Raw genomic sequence first — 26,141 nt, 5'->3', positions numbered from 1 at the left:
GGATTAATTACGAGCTCACCCATACTATGCAGTACGCTTTCGGGGCATGAACGCAGTACTCATCGCCGTCATCGTCATGCTCGCGCTCGCCCTCCTGCGCGTGCACGTAGTGGTGGCGCTTTTCATCGGCGCAATCGTCGGCGGCCTGCTATCCGGCATGGGCCTCGATGCCACCATGCTCGCCTTCCAGGACGGGCTCGGTGGCGGCGCCAAGATTGCCCTGAGCTATGCCCTCTTGGGCGCCTTTGCGATGGGTGTTGCCTCCGCCGGGCTGCCGCAGATCCTGGCTAACTTTCTCATCGCCAAGCTCGGCGGCACCGGCGAATTAGATCCCAAGGCCGCGGCCACCACCAAGTGGATGCTCGTTATTGGCCTTATCGCCATGGCCGTGATGAGCCAGAACCTCATCCCCGTCCACATCGCCTTCATCCCGCTACTCGTCCCGCCGCTATTGGCGGTGATGAATAAGCTCAAGCTGGATCGACGCCTTATCACCACGTGCCTGACCTTCGGCCTTATCACCACCTACATGTTCATTCCGGTGGGCTTCGGATCCATTTATTTGAACGATATTTTGCTCTTTAATATCGAAGAGGCCGGCCTGGATACCTCCAATATCAATATTATGCAGGTCATGGCCATCCCCGCCCTGGGCATGCTCGCCGGCCTACTCATCGCCATCTTTATCAGTTACCGCGCACCGCGCGAGTACGAGGATCGTCCCATTGCCGCCGAAGAGCACCAGGAAACGCCCTCGCGGTATAAAATCTGGGTCTCCATCCTGGCGATTATTGCCACCTTCGCCGTGCAAATCATCATGCAGGCGCTCGATTTCGAATCCGATGGCCTGCTCGTCGGTGCTTTGACCGGCCTGGGCATCTTGCTCATTTCCGGCGCGGTGGATTGGAAGCACGCCGATGACGTATTTACCAACGGCATGAAAATGATGGCTCTTATCGGCTTTATCATGATCACCGCGCAGGGCTTTGCCTCCGTCATGACGGCGACGGAGGAAGTCGGCCCGCTTGTCGATGCCACCGCCAACCTCTTTGGTACCCATAAGTTCCTCTCCGCAGGCGCCATGCTCTTAGTCGGCCTGGTGGTCACCATGGGCATCGGCTCGTCCTTTTCCACCCTGCCCATCATCTCCGTTATCTACGTTCCCCTGTGCGCCTCGCTCGGCTTTAGCCCTGCAGCCACGGTAGCGCTCATTGGTACGGCAGGCGCGCTTGGCGATGCCGGCTCCCCCGCCTCCGATTCCACCCTCGGCCCCACCGCCGGCCTCGGCGCCGATGGCCAACACGATCACATCCGTGACTCCGTCATCCCCACCTTTATCCACTTCAATATTCCACTACTTATCGCCGGCTGGATAGGCGCCCTCATCCTTTAAATACCACACTCTTCGCGGTGCCGTTGGCACTCATTCTCGACTACGGTGGGAGGGGTACACATTGCCAATGCGCTCGTCGCCAGAAAGGCCAATTGCCATGGATATCACCGCATCGTCCCAGTGGAAAGACCTGGTCAAGGTTTATGAAGAAAAGCAGGACATGCGCCTGCGCGAGCTCTTCGCCACTGACGCAAACCGCGCCGAGAACTACACCTTTGATGCCGCCGGCCTGCACGTGGATTTATCCAAAAACCTCATCGATGAAGACGTCCTCCAGCACCTGGTCGAGGTAGCCCGCGCCGCCGATGTGGAAGGCCGCCGCGATGCCATGTTTGCAGGCGAGCATCTCAACAACACCGAAGATCGCGCCGTGCTGCACACCGCCCTGCGGTTGCCGGTAGAAGATGACTTGCACGTCGATGGCCAAGATGTCGCCGCCGATGTCCACGAGGTCTTGGGACGCATGCGCGATTTCGCCACCGCCCTGCGCTCCGGATCTTGGTTGGGGCATACCGGCCACACCATCAAAAAGGTGGTCAATATCGGCATCGGCGGGTCCGATCTCGGCCCGGCCATGGCCGCACAGGCCCTGCGCTCCTATGAGGTGGCCGGCATTTCCGCGGAGTTCGTCTCCAACGTGGATCCTTCCGATATGGCCGCTACCTTGGACGGACTCGATGCCGGCTCCACCCTCTTTATCGTTTCCTCCAAGTCCTTTACTACGCAGGAAACCCTGACCAATGCGCACGCGGCCCGCCGCTGGCTCATCGATCAATTCGGTGGCGATGAATCCGCAGTCGCCAAGCACTTCGTGGCCGTATCCACCAATGCGGAGCAGGTGGAGAAATTCGGCATCGACACGGACAATATGTTCCCGTTCTGGAATTGGGTGGGCGGGCGATACTCCCTCGATTCCGCCATTGGCCTGTCCCTGATGTGCACCATTGGCCCGATGGACTTCATGCGCTTGTTGGAAGGCTTCCACGCCATGGATGAGCACTTCCGCACCACCCCGCTAGAGCGCAATGTGCCCGTACTCATGGGCCTGCTGGGCATCTGGTACACCAATTTCTTTGGCGCCCAAACCCACGCTGTCCTGCCCTACTCGCAGGACCTCGGCCGCTTCCCGGCCTACCTGCAACAGCTGACCATGGAATCTAACGGCAAGTCCGTGCGCCGCGATGGCACCGCGGTCACCACTGGAAATACCGGCGAGATCTACTGGGGCGAGCCGGGTACCAACGGCCAGCACGCCTTCTACCAGCTCATACACCAGGGCACCCGCCTCATCCCGGCGGACTTCATCGGCTTTGCCCGTCCCAAGGAGGACTTCCCCACCGCGGACGGCACCGGCTCGATGCATGACCTGCTCATGGGCAATTTCTTCGCGCAAACCAAGGTGCTAGCCTTCGGCAAGACCGCAGAAGAAATCGCCGCTGAGGGCGTTGACAAAGACCTCTTTCCGCACAAGGTGATGCCGGGCAACCGCCCCACCACCACGATTATGGCCGAGGAGCTTACCCCCTCCACCCTGGGCGCGCTCATCGCGCTCTACGAGCACATCGTCTTTACCCAGGGCATCATCTGGGATATCAACTCCTTCGACCAATGGGGCGTGGAGCTGGGCAAGCAGCAGGCCAATGACTTGGCCCCTGCCGTCTCCGGCAGCCAAGAGGTAGATTCCGGCGACCAGTCCACCGATAAGCTCATCGGCTGGTACCGCGCCAACCGTTAGTTTCGGCCCGCGACCGGGTCATGCGCCCAAGGCACGTAAAAGTGTCCACAACAACCGCGTTCTTGAAAAATCTGCCCTCAAATTCAGACAATCCGCACCGGCCAGCATCAAAACGAATTGCACGCGCGGCTCTTCAACAAGGCGGCGTGTCGCATTTACGACCACTTTGATGAAGCTGTGGAGCGGCGGCGGGTAGCAGTAGGGTAGGCGTCGAGGTCTTCTCGGCTAACTCGGTACGCCACTTCGAAGTGGTGGAGCGGAAGGGGCCTTCTTCAAGGGCCTACCGCTTCGTCGCCCTAGCGGCGACGCCGAGATCGGTAATTTCTTCCAGCTTGTGGAGGTGCGTCGCAGTGGAGGGTGGCGCTTCCACGGTTAATCTCCCGAGCCTCTGGGGCGCGGCAATGCTAGCATGGGCTCATGAGAAACTCGTGGAAAGATCTAGCTATCAACGGTGATGGCGAGTACGTGGCGGATTGTGATAAGGGGTGCCTTGGTTCGTTTGATGAAATTACAGACGATAAGAGGAAGCTTCAGCTAAAAGTTCTACCTGAGCCATTCATTGGGGATCCTGCCACCGCCTCTTTTGTAGCGCTGCAGCTGAATCCTGGCGGCGCACTTTCGGACGATTATGAAAAGGAAATCTCTAGCGACTACAGGGCTTTCAAACCAAAGCACGAAGATATTCTCGCCAATCTTTCCGGCGAGAGAAGGGAAATGTATTGGGCTGAACCCACTCCGAATCTCGGTGAGAGTGGCAAAGAACTCTATAGTGCGCCTCACACTTGGTACTTCGGTGCCGAAATCGAAACGAAATCTGGATGGGAGTACCGATTTGCGCGGCGTTCCCGCTTTCAGCTCCTGCTACTTGCGCTGTCCTCTCAGCAGGCTCGAAGCGAGCTGAGAAAACTCAAAGATCCCTCGATCGAGAACTTTCATAAAGTTGTTCTGGCTGCCGAAGGTGAGAATTTTCCTTCGAGTCTTGACCGTGCCTACGGAATTCTAAGAAAAAAGTTTGCTGTGCTTGAATATTTTCCCTACCATTCCGACAAGGCGGATACCGGAAAGATCGAAAATTCAAACCTGCCTAGCCAAGAGTACACAGCGTACCTTCTTGAACAGGCGCTCGCCGGTGGTGCTAGCATTTTCTTGACGAGGTCGGTCACCGCATGGAGAAGTCTCACTCCTAAGTTGTTCGAACACGGTGAGCGGTTGATCATTGCATCTAACAAACAGTCTCCAGCCTTTACGCCCGGCAACGTTTGTAGGTGGGATAGTACTGCGGGTAGTCAGGGGGCCAAGGATCCGAGCCTATTCTGGAAGGTCGTGGAAAAGCTTGATCCGCAGGAATGAGGCCGAAGAGAGCATCGGCCAGGAAATAGTAGCGTGAACCTTTCGTGGTGTTCGAGGGGCTTCCAGGCGGTGCTTCCTAAGCGGCCCTCATGCCCACGCGTTTCGAACAAAGTCGGGCGATCGATCGCAATAACGGATCTGGGGAGGCGAGCGCGAGTTCTGGGAGCACTTCGAGCGTAAGAAGAAGTGGAAACGACATCGACCTAAAGATGTCGATGCTCCCGGCGGTGCTAAGAGAGCTGAAGGAGCAGGTGATGCGCCTCCGCTGGCAAATGAACACCGGCTGGTACTGGGAAGTGCCAGCAAAGGCATTGCGGGCTCTGCCCAGGGCTTTCGCAATGCGTTCTTGCGTACTTATTCGTTCAGAATAGGTGGCACTGTCTGAGCGCCAGTGCTTCCTCGATTCAGATCGTACCTACAATCCAGGTTCTGGTAAACGCGGTTGTTGGGGACATTTTCGTGCCTAAGCGCCACAGATCACTAAAGCGCCCAGCCGCGAAACGAGAAATCGCTTCGGGCTAGGCGCTTTCAGGCTAGGTGAATTTACAGCTTCACCATGGGCTGCCAACCGGCCGGGATGCTCTTCGAGCTGACGACCTTGCGGCCGAACGGGAAGCAGGTCACTGGAATCATCTTGAGGTTGGCCCAGGCAACGGGGATACCGATGATGGTAATCGCCTGGATAACGGCGGTAACGACGTGGCCAATGGACAGCCACAGGCCAGCGATGACGAACCAGATGACATTGGAGATGGCAGACATTCCGCCGGTACCCTTGCGTGGTTCAACCACGGAGCGACCGAACGGCCACAGGGCGAACTGGCCCATGCGGAACGAGGCAACGCCCGCAGGAATCGTCACGATGAAGATGCAGGCGATGATGCCGAAGAGGAAGTAGCCCAGCGCAAGAACGATGCCGCCGGAGAGTAGCCAGATGATATTGAATACAAGATTTAGTAGTGATCGCATGCCCGCCAGCTTAGCGCGAAAAGCGTAAAGAAACCTTAGAGCGGCTGGCAGTGCGGGCAGAACCAGATGATGCGCTCTAATTCGCCCTCGTCTCCACCGCGGTCAACGCCGCCCAAGGAATCCTTCTGGATGATGGTGCCACAGCGCCGGCAGCGCTTGCGGTTGCGCCCAAAGACATAGGTGGTCTCCCCGGCCCGGCGCACGCCGGTCGTCACGCGGATGGGCGAGTTCCGGTTGGCCCACATGATGCGCTTGCCGATGTCCAATACCTGTTCCACATCCACTTCTGCCACCGGGGTGGCCGGGTGAACGCCGGCGAGGAAGCAGATTTCGGCGCGGTATTCATTACCAATGCCTGCTACGACCTTCTGGTCCAATAACGCCGTGCCGATGCTGCGCTCGGGTCGCGCGCGCAGACGGCGCACCGCCTCCTCGCGGTCCCAGTCGGGGTCCAAGATATCCGGGCCAAGGTGCGCGATGCGGCTAAAGTATTGATCCGCGTCGAAGATATCGACAAAGCCCAACCAGTGGCCTACGAGTTCAATATCGCGCGGGGAATGAGCCAGTTGCAGCACGATGCGCGCGCTATGGCCGGGCTTGCGCCAGCGGTCGCCGGCGTAGTGGATGGCCCAGGTGCCCTCCATCTTTAGGTGGGTATGCACGATGGTCTGGTCGAATTGCATGAAGAGGTGCTTGCCATAGGGCCACACGCGCTCGCAGATGGTGCCGGTGAGGTTTACGGTGGCGTGCTGCGGCACGCGGACGGAACAGCCGGTGACCTCGCGCCCAGTCATAAACTGCAGGCGGCGCGAAAGCTGCAGGACTGAATCCCCCTCGGGCATGGGACTGGCCTCCTTCCGTGGGCCTCAAACTCTGTGGCTCCACCAAAATACACCTGCAGGCAAGTAGCGCTAGCGGCGGTACCCGCCGCGCGGGCGGAAGCCACCGGAGTTGCGAGGTGACGGAGGTGGATCGTCGAAGCTGAGCTCCTCGATGGCCTCGGACGCGCGCCTGCCGCCGCGCAGGCCATCGCGTGGGCCCTCCGGTGAGCCGTCCCGCGCCCCGTGACGCGGGACCCGCGGCGGCGCGGCCCGCCTGGCAATGCGCACGCCCTTCGGCGTGATTCCGGCCCCCAGCGAGCGCAGGATGCTAGCGGCCGGGGTGTGGTGGATGGGGTTGCCATTGCACTTTTCAATCACCAGCGGCGACATGTGCCCGGCGGCGATGAGTTCTGTGAGCGCGGATAGGAGGCGGGCGTAGACGTCGGTGGTCTCGATTCCATCGGGCAACGCATCGATAAACGTGGTCAAGGTCTTGCCGCCGCGGGTGAGGTGGGCTATGGGGAGGCCATCGCACAGCACGACCAGTGCCCCGGCGGAGCGGGCGGGGCCACCGGTAGCTTTGCCATCGGCTTCGTCGCGCTGCGGCCAAGGCAGCGCCGCGCCGTAGGGGTTGGCGGGATCCACGGCGGCGAGCACGAAGGTCTCTGGATCGGTGGTGCCGGACGGCCAGCCGGTGACATCGGGGGAATCCGCTAGGCCGCGGAGGCGATCGATGATGGCCGGGGTGGAAAATTGCGCGGCGCCGAGGTCCTCGATGACATAGCCGCGCATGGCCTTGCCGGATTCCTCGAAGCCGGACAGGACCTTATAGGCCAGCGCGAAGCCGCCGAGGACGTCTTCTGCCACCACGGAGCCGCGGGTGACCACGCCGTAGCGATCCAGCCAGGCCTCGCCGTGCGCCACGGACCGCGAGGTGGCATCTTGGGCTGCGGGCACCGCCAGCGACCAGCGGCCGAGCATATCGGGTGGGGTCTGGCCAGCGCTTCCGTTGGCGTTTTGGGTCTGGGCGAACGAGGTGCGTCCCATGCGCAGCCGCGAGCGCGTGGGGCGCCGCTTGGAGCGGTGGGCGGTAGAGCCGCGGCCGGCACGGGAGGCCCCTCGCCCGCCTGACGATAAGCGCGTGCGGATGGGCGCGAAGGAATCCGGGCTGGCCAGGCCCATTTCCACCAGGCCCCAGAGGGCCTCACGAGTCTCCTCGGCGGTACCGGGGACCTCGGCGGCGATATCGGAAAAGAGGAAGCCGCCGCCGCGCTCGAGCACGCCTAAAATGGCGCGCTGCAGCATGCTTACGCCCTCCGGATCGGTTTCGGGGGCGAGCTGGGCGGCGTAATCGGTAGGCAGCAGCATCACCCACGGGTCGGCTGCCCCGGCCTTTCCGGCGCCGACGATCATCACCTCGCCATTGGCGGTTAGCTCATCTAGCATGCGGGGCGAATAATCCCCCACGCGGGCGGGCAAAATGATGGATTCCCAGGCAGAAGCCGGCAGGCGCACCCCGGCGAGCTGCTCGATAGCGGAAAATACGCCATCGGCACCGCGGAGTGCCGGCCGCTTCCCGGCGGGCGCGATGCCGTGCCATTCCGGAAGGAAGCGGGCGAAGGTGGCGCCGGAGACCGGCTCGGTATCCGCGCGCGCAGCCGCAAGCGAGCGCGAGCGAATGGTCTTTAATACCTCGGCGGCGCAGTACTCCTGGTTCTCTATTCCCTGCCGGTAGTGGCCCTCCACGATCGAATCCAGGCCAGCCAGGGTGGTGTGTGCAGCGGAGACGGAAATGCCGAAGGCAGCTGTTAAGTCCGCGAGCACGAACGGGCCGCGGGTGCGCGCCCAGCGGCTGATGAGCTGTGGGAGGGCATCGGCAAGCGTGGCGACCTGGGCGGGGATGCCGGGAGGAATGGGGACGCCGAGGGCATCGCGAAGCAGCGCCGCATCCTGGGACTGGGCAAGGTGCTCGCGCCCGCCGATGCGCACCCGCATAATCCGCGAGCCCAGGTTATCCAGGGCGGCTAAGGGAACGTCCGTGTGCTCACCCAGCTCCTCGAGCGGGATGGGGCCAAGCACGCGGAGGAGATCCGCGACTTCCTCGGTGGTGCGCGCCCGGCGCGAGGGTGCGGTGCGCTGCAGCTGGGTATGGATCTCATCGATGATCGCGGGATCCAAGAGCTCGCGCAGCTCCACCGTGCCGAGCAGCTTGGCCAAAAGCGCCGGGTCAAGGGCGAGGGCCGCCGCCCGCTTTTCCGCCAGCGGGGAATCGCCCTCGTACATGAAAGCACCGGTGTAATTAAAGAGCAGCGACGAGGCAAAGGGCGAAGGCTGATCCGTGGTGACCTCCGCGATGCGCACGCGGCGGTGCCCCAGATCGCGCATGACCTCCTGCAGCGCCGGAACATCGTAGACGTCCTGCACGCACTCGCGCACCGTTTCCAAAATGATGGGAAAGGACGGGTACTTGCGGGCGACGTCCAAAAGCTGCTCGGCGCGCTGGCGCTGCTGCCACAGCGGGGCGCGCTTACCGGGATTGCGCCGGGGTAAAAGTAGCGCGCGGGCCGCGCACTCGCGGAAGCGGGAGGCAAAAAGGGCGGAATTACCCACCTGCTCGGCCACGACATCGGCAATATCGTCGGCGTCGAAGGCAAAAATCGTGCCATCGGGATCGGCCTCGCCCTCGGGCAGGCGCAGCACGATGCCATCATCGCCGGCCACCGCCTGCGGGTCCATGCCGGTGCGCTCCCCCACCCGCGCGCCCACCGCCAGGGCCCAGGCGGAGTTTACCGGCCGGCCAAAGGGGGTGTGCAACACCACGCGCCAGTCCCCCAGCTCATCCTTGAAGCGCTCGAGCACGAGCGTCTTTTCATCCGGAATGATGCCGGTGGCCTCCTGCTGTTCGCGCAGGTAGTTCAGGATATTTGTGCGAGCATTCTCATCGGCATCCGCGATAATGCTCGGGTCCGTATTTACCTCGCGGCGGTACTCGCCCAAGGCCTGGCCCAGCTCATAGGGGCGCCCGGCGCCATCGCCATTCCAAAACGGCAGCCGGCCCGTATACCCCGGCGCGGGCGTGACCAGAACTTGATCGCGAGTGATCTCCTCGATGCGCCAGCTGGTCGCGCCCAGGGTGAAGACATCGCCCACGCGGGATTCATAAACCATCTCCTCATCGAGCTCGCCCACCCGGCGCGGGGCCTTCCCGGATTCCCCACCGCTATAGAGGAAGACGCCAAACATTCCCCTATCCGGGATGGTGCCACCACTGGTCACGGCCACGCGCTGCGCCCCCGGCCGAGGGGTCATCACACCGGATACGCGGTCATAAACCACGCGGGGTTTTAGCAACGCAAAATCCGTGGATGGGTACACGCCGCTGACCAGATCGATCACGGAATCATAGACCTCGCGGGCCAGTTCGCGGTAAGGATGGCTGCGCTTGACGATGTCATACCAGTCATCCGCGCTTAAGCCCTCCTCGCCCGCTGCGGCCACCGCCGCCACGGTCTGCTGTGCGAGCACGTCCAGCGGGTTGCGCGGGGTATGCATCTTCTCGATCATCCCGCCGCGCATGCGCGCAACCGTTAGCGTGGATTGCACCAGGTCCGCGCGGTGCTTGGGATAAAACGCGCCGTGCGATACCGCGCCCACATGGTGCCCGGCGCGGCCCACGCGCTGCAGGCCCGAGGCCACTGAGGGCGGCGATTCCACCTGCACCACCAAATCCACCGCGCCCATGTCGATGCCCAGCTCCAGCGAGCTCGTGGCCACCACGGCTTTCAGCGTGCCTTCCTTCAACATCGTTTCCGTCATGGCGCGCTCGTCCTTGGACACCGAACCGTGGTGCGCCCGCGCGATCACCGCCGGCGCCTTGCCCGCCACATGCGAGTGCGCCATCAACTGGGCGGGATCGCGCCGGGTCTCGGGGGAAAGCGAATCCGGGTCATATTCCTGCGCGTAAAGCTCGTTAAGCCGGCTGGTCAGGCGCTCAGCGCTGCGCCGCGAGTTCACAAAGACCAGCGTGGAGCGATGCGCCATGATATCCGCGTAGAGGTCTTGGGTAATAAACGGCCAGATGGAATTCGCGGTGGGCAGCGCGGTGTCTTCTTCCCCGCCGTCGCCGCTGCCTTCCGGCCCGCCGGTAATGCCAATCGCATCATCGACGGTGAGCTCCCCAATGGTCGAGCCCGCCTCCGGCGTGGGAAGATCCGACATATCCTCGACCGGCACGCGCACATCCAAGTCCCACTTCTTGTGCGCTTCCGGCGCCACGATTTCCACCGGGCGGTTGCCGCCCAAGAAATCCGAGACGGCCGAAAGCGGGCGCACCGTGGCAGAAAGCCCAATGCGTTGAAAATCCCCCGCAATTTCTTGCAGGCGCTCCAGCGTCAGGGCGAGGTGCGCGCCGCGCTTGGTGCCGGCCAGCGCGTGGATTTCATCGATGATGACGGTATCGACGGTTTTCAAAATCCCCGCCGCCTTTGAGGTCAGCATCAAATATGCCGATTCCGGGGTGGTAATGAGGATATCCGGCGGCTTGCGCACCTGCCGGGAGCGCTCTGCCGAGGGCGTATCGCCCGAACGCACGCCCACGGAAATATTCGGTGCCTCCAGCCCCAGCTTTTCCGCGGTGCGCGCAATGCCGGTCAGCGGCGCCCGCAGGTTATTTTCCACATCCACGCCCAGCGCTTTCAGCGGCGAGACATACAGCACCCGCACGCCGGTGGCGGAGCCTGCGGCGTTTCCTACCGGCAGGACCAGTTGTCCTTCGCGCTCCACCAGGTTATTCAGCGCCCACAAAAACGCCGCGAGTGTCTTACCAGAACCCGTGGGAGCAACCATCAGTGCGTGATCCCCGCGGGAAATCTTGTCCCAGGCTTGGGCTTGTACCGCGGTGGGAGCGGCAAAAACGTCCTGGAACCACTGCGCCACTTGGGGGCGAAAGCGCTCGAGGATGTTTTCTGGCATGACCACACTCTAGTCCCCGTTGTAATGTGGGCACCATGACCGTCGAGATTTCTGATTCCCGCCTGACCAATTCGCTCGCCCAAGGCTGCGGCGAGATTTTAAAGGGCGTGCGCAATGGTGGCCTGCTGCGGGGCCTTTCGCTTGGCGATGCCGGCGATGACGCCGCCCAAGAATGGATCGCCCGCGTATTAGAACAGCACCGGCCCGGCGATGGCGTGCTCTCTGAGGAAGCCTCCGATGATCTTGCCCGGCTAAAAAAGAAGCGCGTTTGGATCGTGGACCCGCTTGACGGCACCAAGGAATTTGCCACCGGCCGCCAGGACTGGGCGGTACACATCGCGCTCATTGAGGACGGCACCCCAGTCCACGCCGCGGTGGGCTTGCCGGACTACGGCGTGACCTTCAAGTCTTCCGATGTGCGCGCCGTCGACGGCCCTCTGTCCAAGAAATTCGTCATCTCCCGCAATCGCCCGCCCAAGGTGGCCGGCTATATCGCAGACAAGATGGGCTACGAGACCGAGGGCATAGGCTCTGCCGGTGCTAAGGCCATGCACGTGTTGCTTGGTGATTATGACGGTTATATTCACGCCGGCGGCCAATACGAATGGGACCAGGCCGCCCCGGTCGGCGTTGCCATGGCAGCCGGCCTGCACTGCTCCCGCCTCGATGGCAGCCCCATTACCTTCAATAACGAGGACACCTTCATCCCCGATCTGCTCATCTGCCGCCCCGAGCTCAAAGACGAGATTCTAGAGCACGCAGCGGCCTTTGCCGAGGAGAATGGCGGCTTCTAAACTGGTGCCTATGATTGAGACTCCTTATGAGGATCTCCTCCGCCGCGTCCTCGAAGAAGGCACGGCCAAAGGCGATCGCACCGGCACCGGCACGCGCTCCATTTTCGGCGCACAGCTGCGCTATAACCTGGCGGAATCCTTCCCTCTGCTGACCACGAAGAAGGTCTACTTTCGCGGGATCATCGGCGAGCTGCTGTGGTTCCTGCGCGGCGATTCCAATGTGAAATTCCTGCAGGATAATAACGTTCGCATTTGGAACGAGTGGGCCGATGAGAATGGCGATTTGGGCCCGGTCTACGGCGTGCAGTGGCGCTCCTGGCCCACCCCGGATGGCAGCCACATCGACCAAATCCAGCAGGCACTCGACACTTTGAAGAATAACCCGGACTCGCGCCGCAACCTGGTCTCCGCGTGGAATGTATCGGAGCTCGACCAGATGGCGCTTATGCCCTGCCACCTGCTCTTCCAGCTCTATGTGGCCAATGACACGCTGTCGCTGCAGGTATACCAGCGCTCAGCAGATATGTTCCTGGGCGTGCCCTTCAATATCGCCTCCTATGCTGCGCTGACCCACATGTTTGCCCAGCAGGCCGGCCTCAAGGTGGGCGATCTCATCTGGACCGGCGGCGATTGCCACATCTACAACAACCACGTAGAGCAGGTACAGCAGCAGCTGTCCCGCGAGCCGCGCGAGTACCCGCAGCTTAAACTCAACAAGGCGAAGGACCTCTTCTCCTATGACTTCGCCGATTTTGAGGTGCAGGGCTACGACCCGCACCCGACCATCAAGGGACAGGTGTCGGTCTAATGCTCGGCGCGATTTGGGCGCAGTCCCTAGACGGCATCATCGGCGATGGCGCGCAGATGCCCTGGCACGTGCCGGAGGATCTCAAGCACTTCAAGGACGTCACCATGGGCGCGCCGGTCATCATGGGCCGCAAGACTTGGGAATCCCTCAACCCCAAGTTCCGCCCCCTGCCCGGCCGGGAGAATTACGTGCTCTCCTCGCGCGCACCCGGCACGTGGTCAACCGGTGCTACGGTGGGCAGAACGATGCCCGCGCTTGCCGATGCCTGGGTTATCGGCGGCGGCCAAATCTACACCGCCGCCTTGGACCAGGTGGACCGCATCGAGGTCACTCTCATGGGCGTAAACATCGGCGATATTTATGGCGAGGATGCCGTCTTTGCCCCGGATATCCCCGATACGTTCGGCTTGGCCTACAGCACGGACTGGCTTACCTCTGACAAAGGGCATTTAGAACTTCCCGAGCAGCCGGCCAGCGAGCTCCCCATGAAATACCGCTTTTTAACTTACGATAGAAAGGACGCAGCATAATGACTGTACAAGCACCCGAAACCAACGCCGATGTCACCATCTTCTACGCCGACTGGTGCCCATTTTGCGCCAAGCTCATCAAGAACTTGGACCGCACCGAAACCCCATACGAGCTCGTGGACGTAGAAGGCGATAACGCCGATGACATCAACGAGTGGATCAAGTCCGTCAACGACGGCAACCGCATCATCCCCACCGTCTTGTATTCCGACGGCACCCACGAAACCAACCCGTCCGCATCCTCCGTGCGCAACAAGCAGGAAGAGCTGGCAGGCGCCTAAACCTCATAGCGAAGGCTGCCTGTCCGGCTCGGGCTCATCCACCCACCCCATACAATCAGCCGCGCACGCAGCCTTTTGGGGCGCACTCGCGCCCCACTGCTATGATGATCCGAGTTGCATGAGCAACATCCCCGCCCCAGTAGCTCAGGGGATAGAGCACGGCTCTCCTAAAGCCGGTGTCGGAAGTTCGAATCTTCTCTGGGGCACGAAGCGATCTGCTTTTAAGGTAGCCAGCACTATTGGTATCGACTCTTTAAGCCATGGTGTCAGGCCGGTCTGCACCCCGCCAGGGTAGACAAATTGCTTCAACGCGTGGTCCCAATTTTGGAGAAATGCCCCTATGAGTACATGCTTTCCCAGTGTGGAAATCACCGCGCATTCCCAAAAAGGAAATAGCCATGCAACAAACGAAGATTCGTGGGGCAGCTTCAAAAATTTAGTATGGGTCATCGATGGAGCATCGAATCCCAAAACCACCTCTGGCGAGGTCGTTAGCTTTGTCAATGCTCTCAATACCCAACTCAAAAATTGTGCCGCTAACAATCCTCATGCTTCTTTAGCTACCATCCTCGCAGCATCCATCTCCGCGACAGCACAAACTGAAAATGTTCGTGCAAGTGCAACCGTGGCGCTATGCCGATTCAATGAAGATAACTTCGATTATCTAGTCCTTGGCGATGCTGGAATCGTTTTTATGAATGCTGATTCGGACATCAAATTGTTCCAAGACACACGCCTACAAGAATGCGCCGTTGTGGAACGGCAACGATACCGCGAGCTTTTAAAAGCAGGCGCTGCCCAGAGCGATATTGATAAGGCTCATCTCGCTCTTGTTGAAGCCGAATCTAAGCTGCGCAACACCACAGGAGGGTTCTGGGTAGCCGAAACGGAACCAAATGCGGCATGTCACGCTCTCCAGGGACGAATCGAGGGTGCCCGGTACCCAGTGGTTCTTGGAACCGACGGGTTTGTAGGGCTCGCTACACCATCCGTACTTTTTTCACAGGTCCGCAGAGCTGAGGGACTCCCACATAAGCTTGCGGAAATGACTGATGCGTTACTCCCACAATCTGGGAAGATTGATGATGCTACCGTTATCACAGTAAATCTTCCGACCACGTATGACCGAGTGAAATGATTGGATTCGCGACAGCTAACGTTGCTCTAACTTGGTTATCCCACCTTATTGCGCTTTCCTCAATTGCTACCGCAGGTTATCAGTGGCTAACGCGTTTTAGTTCTCGCAAAAGGGTGCAGAAGTTCTTCGGCGGCTCTAATATCACGATCGTCATTCCCATGAGGCTTTTGGAAAAGCGGAGAGTAATTGCAGAGCCCGATTTTGTAGCCGCTTCCCTTCTAGCCGAGTTTTTAAAAGCGGCAAAAATTGATGTGACATTCGACTACGTCAATCCAGACGGTTCCATCGATCTGTCCACCGAAGGATTGGTCGTTATCTGCGGACCCAAAAATTCTTCCTTAGTCGCGAAAGCAATGGACCACGATCCTTCCCTTCGCTTTCACGAAAGCGAAGGACATTGGAAGATCAGCGAAAGGCAAGGCTCCCAAGAGTTCCAGTCCCTGCTTGACCGCGGTGAAGCGGAAAGCGACACGGCTTATGTAGCACGCGCTCCACGGCGTCCAGGTTCCCGGCAAACATTTGTGTCAATCGCTGGCATCCATGCGCAAGGATCAGCAATCGCGGTTGCGCACCTGACGAATAAACACAAATTCAAAAAGCTAGCCAAAAACGTTGGCGGAGACCTATTTTCGATGGTCATTTCCGGGGATTTCTCCGATGAACCGTTGCGACCTAACGAAACCTATCAACTAGCTCTGTATACGCACGGGCCTCCTCAGGTGCATGCACCAACTGGGATAATTTCAACGAAAAGCTCGGCTCAGGGTCCTAAAAATGAGAAATGACGACTTTTTGGAGCCATGCTCAATCGAGGCTGCCATGTCAAGGAGCCTGGAAAACAAACGACCCCTCGTCGGCATATTTTTGAGCTGATCCAAAATTAAGCTAAAGTTATCACCGTTAATTTTGCAGGTGAGCGAGTGTTTTACACCACGCTCACTCACACCATCCGCCGTACAGAAAGGTATTCAGATGATTACCACTATTCTTGCTGGGCTATTGGCTGCAAGCACTGGTTTAACCGGCCCCAGCACTCCAACCGCAGAAGCGTCCCCCGCAGCCCAGCACCAAGAACACGCGGCCACGGCTACTCCTGATAGCGATACTTCTGACGTGCAGGCGCTTATCGATGATGCCCAAGACCAAGCCGGCTACGAATTCATTACTGTGCGCTACGACGGAGAATTTGCGCATATTGCTTTGGACCCCGAAACCTACAACCCGGAAAGCGATAGGGCGACATTTGAAGCCGTGTCCAAGTTGCTCACCGAGAAGGGTTATGAAGTCACTGCAGTTCTCTAAACCGTCTGCCTCTACTGCCTAGCAGGGGCTTTATCCTCTGTTTCGTTGCCGTTCTGTGCTGCAGCACTGCGCACCCGAAGTGCACCGATAAAGCCCAGCGCAAGGAATGCGGTAGCGGCAACGAGCGACCACTGCGCGGCGTCGGTCATGCCTTCGCTTAAGGCCTGCACCACTGCCCCAGTCGGCTCACCGAATGGACCGTTACCACCCTGTTCACGCAGCTGCGCGATGCTCGAGCCTGCGGATTGACGGGTTGCTTCGGCAATGCTGTCGGCGCTGGGTCCGGTGATTGCGGCATCGTCAAGCGCCTTCGGCAACGTAAGAGCTAGAGCAGCCGACAAGACCGAACCAGACACCGCTGTACCCAGCGAGGAACCAATCTGGCGCACGGTGCTCTGCGTTGCGGAGGCTTGTCCGGAGTCATCGACGGGAATATCTCGCAGCACCGTACCGGTCAGCTGCGCGGAGGCGAGTCCAAGACCCAAGCCATACAAGGTCAACGGCGCGGCGATGATCCACCCATTCGTATTCGGACCCATAAGCAGGACGAGTATAAGAACACCGACGACTTCCAAGCCGAGCCCGATAAGCACGGTGCCAGGCGCCCCGAAACGCGCCGCGACGTGGCGGGCTGCCGCACCGGAGAAGAATGCACCGATTGCCATGGCGGCCAGCACCAGGCCTGCCGACATCGTGCTGAGATCCAACGCATTAATCAAATACAGCGGGAGCACAAAAATGATAGCGAACTCACCGATAGCTACCGCACCAGCAGTGATATTTCCCCACGAGAACGTGGAATAAGAAAAGAATTCAAGATCCAACAGCGCCGAGCGGTGACCCCGCTCGCGGTGCTTTTCCCACCGAATAAACAGCGCAAAGCCCACGGCCGAAATCACGAGCTCCACCGGCACCGGTGAAATAGCCGCATTTTCTGACCACGTCCAGCCAAAGAAACTGAATGAGGATTTGGGGCTCCCACCAGCTTAGGGCGGGCCCTCGATAATCGCGAAGACTAGGACACCCACTCCGTCAGCGCACCACCGGCAAGCGGCCCGACCGCTGCCGCACCCGAAATCACCGCACCCCACACGCCAAACGCTGCTGCACGATACTTTCCACGGAATACGGCATTAACCGCGGAAAGCGTCGATGGCATGATGAACGCAGCACCGATTGCCCGCACGGCGCGCGCGGAGATCAGAGTGGCGGTGGAGGTAGAAAATCCCGCCAATACACTGCCGCCCACAAATATTGTTAGGACCGCAGGAAGGCGCGCTTGCAGACCTAGGTATCAACAATCTTGCCCGTCGACAGCAGCAGCGCCGCCAACAAAACCGCATAGAGGCTGTTGCCCCACTGCGCCTGCGTCAGGTTGAGGGGCCTGACCCTCGGAAAGTGGACACGTCGGGGGTTAGGCCCCGTCTATACATTAGAAGGAAGCTGATCTGCAATAAATTTTAATTTTAGTCTAGACGAAAGTCGGCAGGCTTGGGTAACATCTTGTCCTGCAGAAATGCACTGAAGGCAAGGCGCGACAAGATCGCTTTTGGACCAAACATTTGCAACACCAATTCATTCTGAGGTTACCCTCGTTTAGTGGACACCCAATTAGTGCGGATTTTGTGTCCGTAAGAGAGGATGTTCATTGTGAGTCAACAGCGCAAGAAGTACACGACGGAGTACCGGCGTGAAGCCGCAAACCTAGTAATCGAGTCAGAATGCCCGATTGCTCATGTGGCTAAGGAGATTGGCGTCGCACCAGGCCTTTTAGGTCGGTGGGTAAAAAATGAGCGTCAACGCCTAAGGATCCTCTGATGGGTTAAGCGAGGCGGATCTTCGTGCTGAGAATGCTCGTCTGCGTCGTGAATTGGCAGAAGCCAAGATGGATAACGAGTTTTTGTCAAAAGCGACAGCCTTCTTCGCTTTAAGGCAACGCGAGAAGAAAAGTTCGAATTAATGCAGCCAGTGCAAGGCGCATTTCAGTATCAAGCGCATGGCACGTTTGTTGAAGGTATCTCGGTTTGGATACTACACATGGGCTCGTATGCAGCAGCAACGCTTATCCGGTAAAGATAATCGTGCAGTATTTTACGATGATGTTGATCGTAAGATTCATCAGATCTGGAAAGGCTCCGACGAGGTCTATGGTGCCTCGCGGATTACCGCAGAGCTAGGTGAGCGCTACCAGATCAGTGTAAATCGTAAGACTGTGGCTAAGCGGATGCGTCTGATAGGCATTGAAGGGATGTCACCGCGTGCTTTTGTGCCGGTAACAACGATTCAATCTAAACGTAAATCTGCTCTTCCTGACCTGGTAAAGCGCATGTTTGATACCGGCGAACTCAACCGGGTATGGATGTCGGACATTACCTACCTGCGCACCGGCGAGGGCTGGTTGTACTTATGTGCGGTCCGCGATGGCCATTCCCGCAGGGTACTGGGCTGGGCTATGGATAGCGTGCAAGATACATACCTGGTCGAACGAGCACTTCGGATGGCACATGCACTGCGCGGTGACGTTCCTGACGGGCTGGTGTTTCACGCCGACCGGGGAACACAATTCCCCAGTGAGAAGCTCTGGGAGGTGTGCCGTAACCTGGGCGTTGCTCAGTCTGTGGGGCGTACCGGAGTGTGCTTCGATAATGCGATGGCCGAGTCGTTCTGGTCGACGCTTAAAACTTAAGTTCTACGACCGGAAGCGCTGGCCAACCCGCGATACTGCGCGTCAGGCTGTGGCTTACTGGATTGAAGTGGTCTACAACCGTCGACGCCGGCACTCCGCCCTCGGGATGGTCAGCCCCGTCGATTTCGAAAACCACACCACCCAAACCAGAAACGAAGAAGAAATAGCTGCCTAACCACTAGGTAGCTTGACTACGTGTCCACGATTTGCGGGCAACCCCATGCAGAGGCGGTACACTTTAGTTTCCTCATATCGATAAGTAGTTATTTTATGATCCATAAAAGAACCGCTTATCTGCATTCGCCCCCATTAAGGGTGAATCTTGAGATCAACCTAGAAATACCTTTTAAAAAGTATTATACGTTTTAGGTAAGCCTTACTTTTCCTACTGTTCTTGAATCGAGGTTTACTATGACCCAACACTCCTCTACGCCCGCACGGAATACAAGCTCATCCAGTGGGTCGACGGCACGTTTAAACACCAGAGATCTCATCAACGCTGGCATCTTTGCTGCACTTTACTTTGTAATCACCTTTGTAACCGGGATGGTCGGATTCGCGGGACCACAATTCATGTTTATTGGATGGTTCATCGCGGCAATCGCAAATGGAATCGTGTTAGCGCTTTATGCCGCCCGCACGCCCAAAATGGGTGCTTTCACCCTCGTCGGTGGTATTAACGGACTAGCATTCATGCTCACCGGACACTACTTCTGGACCCTGCTGGGAAGCATAATTCTTGGGTTTATCGCGGATTTGATTATCACAAAAAGCCACCTCGGGATTGCCAAGTCCTTCCCTATTGCCTATGGCGTCTTCTGTGCCTGGGTTTCTTTGCCTTTTATCCCGCTAATTCTGGATACGGACTCATACTACGTCGATATCGCAGACCAAATGGGCCAAGAATACGCCGATGCTATGTCGGATATCTTCCAACCTTGGACCATTGGAGTACTGGCCATTTGTGCGCTCATCGTTGGCTTTATCGGAGGAAAGGTCGGTGTTCGGGTCAGCCGCAAACACTTTGAAAGCGCTGGTCTCCTGTGAGCCTGCAAAAACAGGGCGTGCTTCGTCGAGCTTCGATCGATCCACGGACCGTGCTGCTTTCTGTTCTAGTAATCAATGCGGTAGCTCTCAGCCACGGCCACCTACCGACACTGCTGATTTCTATCGCCTTCAGCTCCATCGCACTAGCTACAGTAAAGCCACACTATGGTCTTATTTGCCTGTGCGCTTTTGCATTATCCTATCTAGGGTATTGGGGCCTTTTACAGCTTCCTGGCTCCACATTTTTCGCTTTTTCGGCGGCAATTTTTTCGTGGCTAAGCCGTTTCGTCATCAGCATGTCCATCGGCGCATTCGGCTTGCTCACTCTCACACCATCCGCATTGACCTCAGCACTGCGGGACCTGCGTTTACCAGGCTGGGCCACCATTCCACCGGCGGTATTCCTGCGCGTTTTGCCGATCATCGTGGCAGAAGCCAAAGCCATCCGCGATGCCATGGTCCTTCGGGGTCTCCAGCCTGGAGCGAAAAGCTGGTTCACACGGCCCACACAATCGTCCGCGATGCTGATCATCCCCTTGTTAGGCGCCGTCGTCCGCGCTGGTGATGAGCTCGCTGCCTCTGCTCTTGTCCGCGGATTGGGAGGACCCACACGCCCAACCACCACCGCCGATCTTTCCTTCAAGTTTGTCGATGCAACTGCAATAGCTGGGTTGGGCCTCGTTGTTGCCTCTGTCTGGCTTCCTACGGAGGTCCGCTTATGAACGAACGCAGTATCGCAACCAGTGTAAACGCCCATAACGTTTCTTTTACATATCCATTGGGCTCTCGGCCAGGCATTCAAGGTGTATCTGATGTGTCTTTTTCTGTCTCGCCAGGACAGTGCCTACTGATTACCGGTGATTCCGGATCGGGAAAGTCCACGGTGCTCAAGTTGATCAACGGACTCATCCCCCATTTCAATCCAGGAGAGCTACTAGGCACCATCACTATTACAAAGGATGACCAGGCTTTTAACCCTGCGCAGGAACCGCTCTCCCGCGCCATCGAGTTCAGCGCCTCAGTTTTCCAGAATCCACGGACGCAGTTTTTCACTGAAAGCGTCAATGCAGAATTAGCCTTCGGGCTAGAAAACCTTGGTATGGATCCCGCAGAAATTGAATCTAGGATTCAATCAGCGGTCGAGCTACTAGGCATTAACGATCTTCGGGGCCGGCGATTCAAAGAATTATCCGGTGGACAGTTACAAACCGTGGCATGCGCATGCGCGCTTGTGTCCCCAGGCAGTCTCGTGCTTCTCGATGAACCCACGTCCAATCTCTCCATGGAAAGCATCGATATTCTTGCACGCGTGCTACACCGCTTGAAGGAATTAGGCACAACGATCATTATCGCTGATCACCGCCTCTTTTTCTTAAAAGATATCGCTGACCAAGTTATTTACTTGACTCAGGGAAAAATAACGCGGAGTTTCTACGCTCAGGAGTTTTATGCCTTAGACGAACCCGAACGCAAACAATTGGGGCTACGCAGCTTACACCACGTTCCCCTGACCGCGAGCGCGCAGGTACCACCCACGCCCGAAGACGCCGATCCCCAGCGGAGCGGACTCGAGTTAAACAATATCCGTTTTTCTTATGGCACGCATAAGGTACTAAACATTGACCACGCATTTTTCCCCAGCGGCGAAGTCACCGCCTTAATCGGGCCCAACGGGGTTGGCAAAACCACCCTCGCCAGAATCATTTGTGGTCTTGCCTCTCCCAAACGCGGCGGTAGCCTCCGTTTGAACAGCAAACGAGTAGGAGCAGCAGCTCGGAGGCGCAGCGCGTACATGGTGATGCAGGATGTTGGCCGCCAGCTATTCGCTGCCACCACCGAAGAAGAGGTCACGCTCGGACTGGCAAAGAAGAAGCGGGACCACATCGATGTCAACGAGATTCTCCATCGCCTCGATCTGGAAGAGATGGCCCAACGGCATCCGCAGTCTCTGTCCGGTGGGCAACGGCAACGCTTAGCCATAGCTTCAGCCCAAGCCGAGCAAGCAGAGGTCTACATCTTCGATGAACCTACCTCTGGAGTGGGCTGGCGCCAACTGCAATCCATCTCTGCGCTGCTTCGATCTCTTGCAGCAAGCGGAGCAATGGTCATCGTCATCACCCATGACCACGAATTCATCCAAGAATCAGTCACCAGAATCATCGATATGACTGACATCAACAAGAATTGAGAAAGAAATGCCTGAGGTAAAACAAAGTTCCACAGAACCAAGCGGAACCCACCCACCAGAATCACACGGTGCGTCACCGGAAGAAGAGGCTCGCGCAAAACAAAAAGCCGGCCAGGTCGCTCTAAAAAAGCTACTGGCCCCAGTGCAAACAACCATCTACTTCGCACAGTTTCTCGCGCTTATATCCTCGGTACTCGCCGTAGCACCCTACGTCGCTTTGGTGGCACTGGGAAATGCTCTAATCAACGGAAATACTGATGACGTCGCGTCCATTGTGAAATGGCTCCTTGCAGCATTTTTGGGCCAGCTATTCTTCTATTTCCTTGCCCTTACGATCACCCACTTCGCTGATGCAAAGCTGGTGGGGATTAACCGGCACCGAATTATTACCGCTATTGCGAAAGCACCACTCTCGTGGTTTAGCCAAACTAATTCCGGCAAAGTCCGCAAAGCCGTCGAGGACGATACGCTAACTCTGCACACCCTGACAGCCCACGCTCCTGTAGAGCAGGTCGCCGCGATCTTTACACCCCTTGCGCTTCTGATTTATGCCTTTATCTTGGATTGGCGCCTTGGTCTACTTTCTATTGCCACTGTGCCCATTTTCCTAGCAATCCAAGCGTATTCAATGAAAGATATGGGCACAAAAACTGCGGAAATGGATAATTACCTGGGTGAGGTCTCCGCGACTGCGGTGGAGTTCTCCGAAGGTATTTCCGTCGTCAAGGCTTTTGGCACCGTTGGTAAAGCTCACGCGCGGTACCGCGAAGCTGCCCAAAAATTCGCGGAATTCTATTACGAGTGGGTACGTCCGCTTCTTCGCGTTAGCGCAATTTCAGAATCCGTGGTGGCGGTTCCCGTGCTCATCCTTATCAATGTAGGAGTCGGTTCCCTGCTAATAGCCGGGGACTATGTCACGGTTGCTGAAGTCATCGCCACAACGTTGATTGCACTGGTGATCCCAGGCACGATTCAAACCGTCGGCCGCATGATGTGGTCTTACCAGCTCGCTGGCAATGCGGCGTTGCGCCTCGATGAAGTCATGACAATTTCCCACGTGAATGAAGGCTCAAAGAGCCTCGATGCCAGTAGTCAAGACATGGAGGTGGAATTCCACAAGGTCAGCTTTAGCTACGCCCCAGACACACCAGTCCTCCAAGACTTTTCTGCGCAATTAAACGCAGGCACTGTCACGGCATTGATTGGCCCCTCCGGGTCTGGCAAATCCACAGCAGCAACGATGCTGGCGCGTTTCCAGGATCCAGATTCGGGCACAATCACTATCAACAACGTGGATATCCGTGATCTCACTTTCGACAGTTTGTACCGCACTGTGGCTTTCGTCTTACAAGATCCTCACTTACTGCGCATGAGTATTCGGGAAAACATTCGCCTTGCACGCCCAGAAGCTCGCGATGAAGAGATCTGGCAAGCAGCAGAGGCCGCGCACATAGCTGCTGATATTCGCGCTTTACCAGCTGGGCTCGACACCGTTGTTGGTGAGAACATCTCTTTATCCGGTGGACAACAGCAACGCATTTCTATTGCCCGGGCAATTATTACCAATGCCCCAATATTGATCCTGGATGAAGCTACTGCGGCAACTGATCCTGACTGTGAAGCAGAAATTCAAGCGGCTCTGGCCACACTCGTAAGAGACAAGACCGTCTTGGTCATAGCCCACAAACCGGAGTCAATCCAAGGCACAGACCAAATAATCCGCCTCAAGCCTGTGAAGGATAATTCTCATGTCTAATGCCACCACGCCTGCTAGTTCGCGGCTTCGTGATCCGTTACTTACTCGCAGTGTCAAAAAGCTGCAAAGTCCTGTAGGTCATAAGCTCAATAAAAGGCATGCTTCTCTATCGCTTATCGTTGGCGTGCTTGACGGCCTCGCCGTTCTCACGCTCGTGCCACTTACAAAGGCACTCGATGGGGATACGACGATCGCACCATGGATGTGGACGCTTTTGGCAATTGCGCTCGTAGCTTTTGCGCTACGATTTTTCGCAACCATGGCCTCTTACCACACGGCCTTGGATTTCATCCGAACCGCGCACACGACTGTGGGCGATAAATTGGCAACGCTACCGCTCGGCTGGTTCATACCGGCTAATACCGGCGGGCTATCTCGTCTCGTCTCAGATCGTTTTATGGTGGCGGCCGAGACTCTTGCACATACTCAAGGCATGGTGTACCGCGATGGTGCAGCACTTATGACCCTGTTGGTTGGAGCGTGTTTCTGGAATCCGCGGTTGGGATTGGTCTTTCTAATCATCGCACCATTGGCGCTCGTGGTGATGCAGTTGGCTGCATGGATTCGTGAGAAAGCATCGAACCGCGCACTCAGGCCGAGTAAAGAGCTCTCCCAGCGCATCGTAGAATTTGCTAACCGCCAGCCGGCCTTGCGCGCGGCGGGAAAATCACAAGGGTTTGCGCCACTTGAGCAAGCATTAGAAATCGATCATAAAGCACGGATACGCGAGCTATGGGTATCCACATTAGCTTTGCTACTCAACGGCATAGTAGTGCAGATCTTCATCGTGGCTCTCATTATGGTCTCCGCGAATCTTGCCGTTGAAGGCGCCCTATCGCCACTAGAAACAATTGCGATCATCGGAATCAGCTTGAGGTTTACCCGCACGCTTGAGCAGCTGGGCTCTTGTTTCGTCGGTTTAGACGCAGGCCGTATCGCGCTCGCAGAAACCGAGCTCATCACCGATGCCCCTTCCCTGCCAGAACCCACTACTCCGCGTACAGGAGACGGTTCGGGCAGTGTTGAGCTGCGCAATGTCACGTTTGGGTACGGAGATAAGCCGGTATTGGTCAATGTCGCCTTCCACGCCCAACCGGGCACCGTTACCGCCATTGTCGGTCCTTCTGGCTCCGGAAAGACCACAATTGCGCGCCTTATTTCGCGATTTTGGGATGTAGATTCCGGGGCGGTGATGGTTGACGGCGTAGATATCCGCGAGCTTGGAACCGAACAGTTAATGTCCAGACTGTCCATGGTCTTTCAGGACGTCTACCTCTTCGACGACTCGTTAATCGCTAATATCCGCGTTGGTCGTCCCGACGCCTCCGATGAGGAAGTCTTCCGCGCAGCTAATCTTTCAGGCGTGACTTCTATTGCCAACCGCCTAGGGTGGCATACTCCTGTTGGTGAAGGCGGGCGGCTTCTCTCCGGTGGTGAACGCCAGCGAGTATCTGTAGCTCGTGCGCTGCTCAAACAAGCGCCGATTGTCCTCTTTGATGAAGCAACTTCCGCGCTCGATGCAGAAAATGAGGCAAATATCCTTGCCGCAATGGACGAGCTACGGGAGAAGTCTACTTTCATCGTCATCGCCCATAAGCTGGATACAATCAAATCTGCTGATCAAATCGTAGTCTTGGATGAACACGGGCACGTCAGCCAGCTGGGCACGCATTCTGAGCTTTCCGATGTCCCCGGTATCTACCGTCACTTCTGGCAGCAACGCAAAGCAGCACGCGGGTGGAAAATCAGTTCGGGACGCGATTAACGCGGGCACCGAGATCGACATTGTTTGCGGAGGGCACCCTTCTCCCCCGCAGCACGGCGCACCCTAAGTGCACCAACAAAGCCCAGAGCGAGGAACGCGGTATCGGCGACGAGCGACCATTGCGCGGCGTTGGCATGCCCTCGCTTAAGGCCTGCACCACTGTCCCAAGCGCACGGTGCTCTGCGTTGCGGAGGCGAGCCCCAGGCCAAAGCCGTACAGGGGCAGCGGTGCGGCGATGATCCAACCATTCGTATCCGGCCTCATAAGCAGGACGAGGACAAGAACACCGACGACTTCCAAGCCGAGCCCGATGAGCACGGTGCCAGGTGCCCCGAAACGCGCCGCAACGTGACGGGCTGCCGCACCGGAGAGAATGCACCGATTGCCATGGCTGACAGCGCGAAGCCCACGGCCGAAATCGCGAGCGTCACCGGCACCGGTGAGATGGGCGCGTTTTCTGACCACGTTCAGCTGAAGATGCTGAATGAGGATTGGGATTCCCACCAGCCTAGGTCGGGGCCCTCAATAATCGCGAATACCAGGACACCCATTCCGTCAGCGCACCACCGGCAAGCGGTCCGACCGCTACCGCGCTGGAAATCACCGC

General features: G+C 57.9%; 21 protein-coding genes, 1 tRNA gene and 1 pseudogene. 17 read left to right on the top strand and 6 right to left on the bottom strand.

The genetic code is table 11. The features are described from left to right. The first annotated feature begins 46 nt into the window (after positions 1 to 46). From ACLI1T_RS03715 to ACLI1T_RS03705, 3 genes are all read left to right on the top strand, one after another. The gene (locus tag ACLI1T_RS03715) at positions 47 to 1,393 is read left to right on the top strand and encodes a Na+/H+ antiporter family protein (RefSeq protein WP_411703059.1); all 1,347 of its coding nucleotides are present in this window, start codon (positions 47 to 49) and stop codon (positions 1,391 to 1,393) included. A 97-nt stretch (positions 1,394 to 1,490) separates the two neighbouring features. After that, entirely contained in the window at positions 1,491 to 3,128 is a 1,638-nt protein-coding gene (gene pgi / locus ACLI1T_RS03710) for a glucose-6-phosphate isomerase (RefSeq protein WP_411703058.1), read from the top strand. 417 nt (positions 3,129 to 3,545) lie between these two features. Beyond that, positions 3,546 to 4,478: a hypothetical protein gene (locus ACLI1T_RS03705; RefSeq protein WP_411703057.1), complete on the top strand. Its 933-nt coding sequence runs from the start codon at positions 3,546 to 3,548 to the stop codon at positions 4,476 to 4,478. 543 nt (positions 4,479 to 5,021) lie between these two features. On the opposite strand, the gene ACLI1T_RS03700 is transcribed toward ACLI1T_RS03705, so the two are convergent. The 3 genes from ACLI1T_RS03700 to ACLI1T_RS03690 form a co-directional block, all read right to left on the bottom strand. Beyond that, a complete protein-coding gene (locus tag ACLI1T_RS03700; protein ID WP_411703056.1) occupies positions 5,022 to 5,447 on the bottom strand; it encodes a YccF domain-containing protein in 426 nt (141 codons plus the stop codon). 35 nt (positions 5,448 to 5,482) lie between these two features. Continuing rightward, the gene (locus tag ACLI1T_RS03695; protein WP_411703055.1) at positions 5,483 to 6,289 is read right to left on the bottom strand and encodes a DNA-formamidopyrimidine glycosylase family protein; all 807 of its coding nucleotides are present in this window, start codon (positions 6,287 to 6,289) and stop codon (positions 5,483 to 5,485) included. A gap of 69 nt (positions 6,290 to 6,358) precedes the next feature. Then, the gene (locus tag ACLI1T_RS03690) at positions 6,359 to 11,239 is read right to left on the bottom strand and encodes an ATP-dependent helicase (RefSeq protein ID WP_411703054.1); all 4,881 of its coding nucleotides are present in this window, start codon (positions 11,237 to 11,239) and stop codon (positions 6,359 to 6,361) included. Positions 11,240 to 11,274: 35 nt separating this feature from the next. On the opposite strand from ACLI1T_RS03690, the gene ACLI1T_RS03685 reads away from it, so the two are divergent. The 8 genes from ACLI1T_RS03685 to ACLI1T_RS03650 all read left to right on the top strand — a co-directional run bounded on the left by ACLI1T_RS03685 (position 11,275) and on the right by ACLI1T_RS03650 (position 16,092). Further along, entirely contained in the window at positions 11,275 to 12,033 is a 759-nt protein-coding gene (locus ACLI1T_RS03685; RefSeq protein WP_284771819.1) for a 3'(2'),5'-bisphosphate nucleotidase CysQ, read from the top strand. A 1-nt stretch (position 12,034) separates the two neighbouring features. After that, the gene (locus tag ACLI1T_RS03680; RefSeq protein WP_411703283.1) at positions 12,035 to 12,841 is read left to right on the top strand and encodes a thymidylate synthase; all 807 of its coding nucleotides are present in this window, start codon (positions 12,035 to 12,037) and stop codon (positions 12,839 to 12,841) included. Next, positions 12,841 to 13,371, top strand: coding sequence for a dihydrofolate reductase (locus ACLI1T_RS03675; protein ID WP_023017603.1), 531 nt, complete (start codon positions 12,841 to 12,843; stop codon positions 13,369 to 13,371). The genes ACLI1T_RS03680 and ACLI1T_RS03675 overlap by 1 nt, the downstream gene beginning before the upstream one ends. Further along, positions 13,371 to 13,652: a mycoredoxin gene (locus tag ACLI1T_RS03670; RefSeq protein WP_411703053.1), complete on the top strand. Its 282-nt coding sequence runs from the start codon at positions 13,371 to 13,373 to the stop codon at positions 13,650 to 13,652. The genes ACLI1T_RS03675 and ACLI1T_RS03670 overlap by 1 nt, the downstream gene beginning before the upstream one ends. 133 nt (positions 13,653 to 13,785) lie before the next feature. After that, positions 13,786 to 13,858, top strand: a tRNA-Arg gene (locus ACLI1T_RS03665). Between the two features lie 155 nt (positions 13,859 to 14,013). Continuing rightward, complete coding sequence (locus ACLI1T_RS03660; protein WP_411703052.1) at positions 14,014 to 14,790, top strand: hypothetical protein; 777 nt, start codon at positions 14,014 to 14,016, stop codon at positions 14,788 to 14,790. Continuing rightward, on the top strand, positions 14,787 to 15,575 hold the full coding sequence (locus ACLI1T_RS03655; RefSeq protein ID WP_411703051.1) for a hypothetical protein: 789 nt from the start codon (positions 14,787 to 14,789) through the stop codon (positions 15,573 to 15,575). The genes ACLI1T_RS03660 and ACLI1T_RS03655 overlap by 4 nt, the downstream gene beginning before the upstream one ends. Before the next feature lie 187 nt (positions 15,576 to 15,762). Continuing rightward, complete coding sequence (locus ACLI1T_RS03650; protein WP_411703050.1) at positions 15,763 to 16,092, top strand: malonyl-CoA-ACP transacylase; 330 nt, start codon at positions 15,763 to 15,765, stop codon at positions 16,090 to 16,092. An 11-nt stretch (positions 16,093 to 16,103) separates the two neighbouring features. On the opposite strand, the gene ACLI1T_RS03645 is transcribed toward ACLI1T_RS03650, so the two are convergent. Together ACLI1T_RS03645 and ACLI1T_RS03640 are read right to left on the bottom strand one after the other, a co-directional pair. Next, on the bottom strand, positions 16,104 to 16,991 hold the full coding sequence (locus ACLI1T_RS03645; protein WP_411703049.1) for an MFS transporter: 888 nt from the start codon (positions 16,989 to 16,991) through the stop codon (positions 16,104 to 16,106). Between the two features lie 116 nt (positions 16,992 to 17,107). After that, a complete protein-coding gene (locus ACLI1T_RS03640) occupies positions 17,108 to 17,341 on the bottom strand; it encodes an MFS transporter (protein ID WP_349862956.1) in 234 nt (77 codons plus the stop codon). 392 nt (positions 17,342 to 17,733) lie between these two features. On the opposite strand from ACLI1T_RS03640, the pseudogene ACLI1T_RS03635 reads away from it, so the two are divergent. The 6 genes and pseudogenes from ACLI1T_RS03635 (at position 17,734) to ACLI1T_RS03610 (ending at position 25,534) form a co-directional block, all read left to right on the top strand. Next, positions 17,734 to 18,953: pseudogene (locus ACLI1T_RS03635) on the top strand (IS3 family transposase). Between the two features lie 236 nt (positions 18,954 to 19,189). Continuing rightward, on the top strand, positions 19,190 to 19,825 hold the full coding sequence (locus ACLI1T_RS03630) for an MptD family putative ECF transporter S component (RefSeq protein WP_411703048.1): 636 nt from the start codon (positions 19,190 to 19,192) through the stop codon (positions 19,823 to 19,825). Next, positions 19,822 to 20,547 carry an energy-coupling factor transporter transmembrane component T family protein gene (locus tag ACLI1T_RS03625; protein WP_411703047.1) on the top strand — a complete coding sequence of 242 codons (726 nt, stop codon included), beginning with the start codon at positions 19,822 to 19,824 and terminating at the stop codon, positions 20,545 to 20,547. The genes ACLI1T_RS03630 and ACLI1T_RS03625 overlap by 4 nt, the downstream gene beginning before the upstream one ends. Further along, the gene (locus ACLI1T_RS03620; protein ID WP_411703046.1) at positions 20,544 to 22,013 is read left to right on the top strand and encodes an ABC transporter ATP-binding protein; all 1,470 of its coding nucleotides are present in this window, start codon (positions 20,544 to 20,546) and stop codon (positions 22,011 to 22,013) included. Before ACLI1T_RS03625 ends, ACLI1T_RS03620 begins: the two co-directional genes overlap by 4 nt. Before the next feature lie 7 nt (positions 22,014 to 22,020). Then, entirely contained in the window at positions 22,021 to 23,769 is a 1,749-nt protein-coding gene (locus ACLI1T_RS03615; protein WP_411703045.1) for an ABC transporter ATP-binding protein, read from the top strand. Beyond that, complete coding sequence (locus tag ACLI1T_RS03610; RefSeq protein ID WP_411703044.1) at positions 23,762 to 25,534, top strand: ABC transporter ATP-binding protein; 1,773 nt, start codon at positions 23,762 to 23,764, stop codon at positions 25,532 to 25,534. The genes ACLI1T_RS03615 and ACLI1T_RS03610 overlap by 8 nt, the downstream gene beginning before the upstream one ends. A gap of 144 nt (positions 25,535 to 25,678) precedes the next feature. Here the strand turns inward: ACLI1T_RS03610 and ACLI1T_RS03605 are convergent, their stop codons facing one another. Further along, entirely contained in the window at positions 25,679 to 26,038 is a 360-nt protein-coding gene (locus tag ACLI1T_RS03605) for a hypothetical protein (RefSeq protein ID WP_411703043.1), read from the bottom strand. Positions 26,039 to 26,141: the final 103 nt, after the last annotated feature.

The organism is Corynebacterium tuingiense, from assembly GCF_046718165.1.
In the GTDB taxonomy this organism is placed as follows: domain Bacteria; phylum Actinomycetota; class Actinomycetes; order Mycobacteriales; family Mycobacteriaceae; genus Corynebacterium.
The sequence above is the reverse complement of the archived record's forward strand: the minus strand, read 5'-3'. Positions and strand labels throughout refer to the sequence as shown.

What these genes read in the sequence shown, in the direction of transcription:
- ACLI1T_RS03715 (WP_411703059.1), top strand. Translation starts at nt 47, where the DNA reads ATGAACGCAGTACTCATCGCCGTCATCGTCATGCTCGCGCTCGCCCTC.
- pgi (WP_411703058.1), top strand. Translation starts at nt 1,491, where the DNA reads ATGGATATCACCGCATCGTCCCAGTGGAAAGACCTGGTCAAGGTTTAT.
- ACLI1T_RS03705 (WP_411703057.1), top strand. Translation starts at nt 3,546, where the DNA reads ATGAGAAACTCGTGGAAAGATCTAGCTATCAACGGTGATGGCGAGTAC.
- ACLI1T_RS03700 (WP_411703056.1), bottom strand. Translation starts at nt 5,447, where the DNA reads ATGCGATCACTACTAAATCTTGTATTCAATATCATCTGGCTACTCTCC.
- ACLI1T_RS03695 (WP_411703055.1), bottom strand. Translation starts at nt 6,289, where the DNA reads ATGCCCGAGGGGGATTCAGTCCTGCAGCTTTCGCGCCGCCTGCAGTTT.
- ACLI1T_RS03690 (WP_411703054.1), bottom strand. Translation starts at nt 11,239, where the DNA reads ATGCCAGAAAACATCCTCGAGCGCTTTCGCCCCCAAGTGGCGCAGTGG.
- ACLI1T_RS03685 (WP_284771819.1), top strand. Translation starts at nt 11,275, where the DNA reads ATGACCGTCGAGATTTCTGATTCCCGCCTGACCAATTCGCTCGCCCAA.
- ACLI1T_RS03675 (WP_023017603.1), top strand. Translation starts at nt 12,841, where the DNA reads ATGCTCGGCGCGATTTGGGCGCAGTCCCTAGACGGCATCATCGGCGAT.
- ACLI1T_RS03670 (WP_411703053.1), top strand. Translation starts at nt 13,371, where the DNA reads ATGACTGTACAAGCACCCGAAACCAACGCCGATGTCACCATCTTCTAC.
- ACLI1T_RS03655 (WP_411703051.1), top strand. Translation starts at nt 14,787, where the DNA reads ATGATTGGATTCGCGACAGCTAACGTTGCTCTAACTTGGTTATCCCAC.
- ACLI1T_RS03650 (WP_411703050.1), top strand. Translation starts at nt 15,763, where the DNA reads ATGATTACCACTATTCTTGCTGGGCTATTGGCTGCAAGCACTGGTTTA.
- ACLI1T_RS03630 (WP_411703048.1), top strand. Translation starts at nt 19,190, where the DNA reads ATGACCCAACACTCCTCTACGCCCGCACGGAATACAAGCTCATCCAGT.
- ACLI1T_RS03620 (WP_411703046.1), top strand. Translation starts at nt 20,544, where the DNA reads ATGAACGAACGCAGTATCGCAACCAGTGTAAACGCCCATAACGTTTCT.
- ACLI1T_RS03615 (WP_411703045.1), top strand. Translation starts at nt 22,021, where the DNA reads ATGCCTGAGGTAAAACAAAGTTCCACAGAACCAAGCGGAACCCACCCA.
- ACLI1T_RS03610 (WP_411703044.1), top strand. Translation starts at nt 23,762, where the DNA reads ATGTCTAATGCCACCACGCCTGCTAGTTCGCGGCTTCGTGATCCGTTA.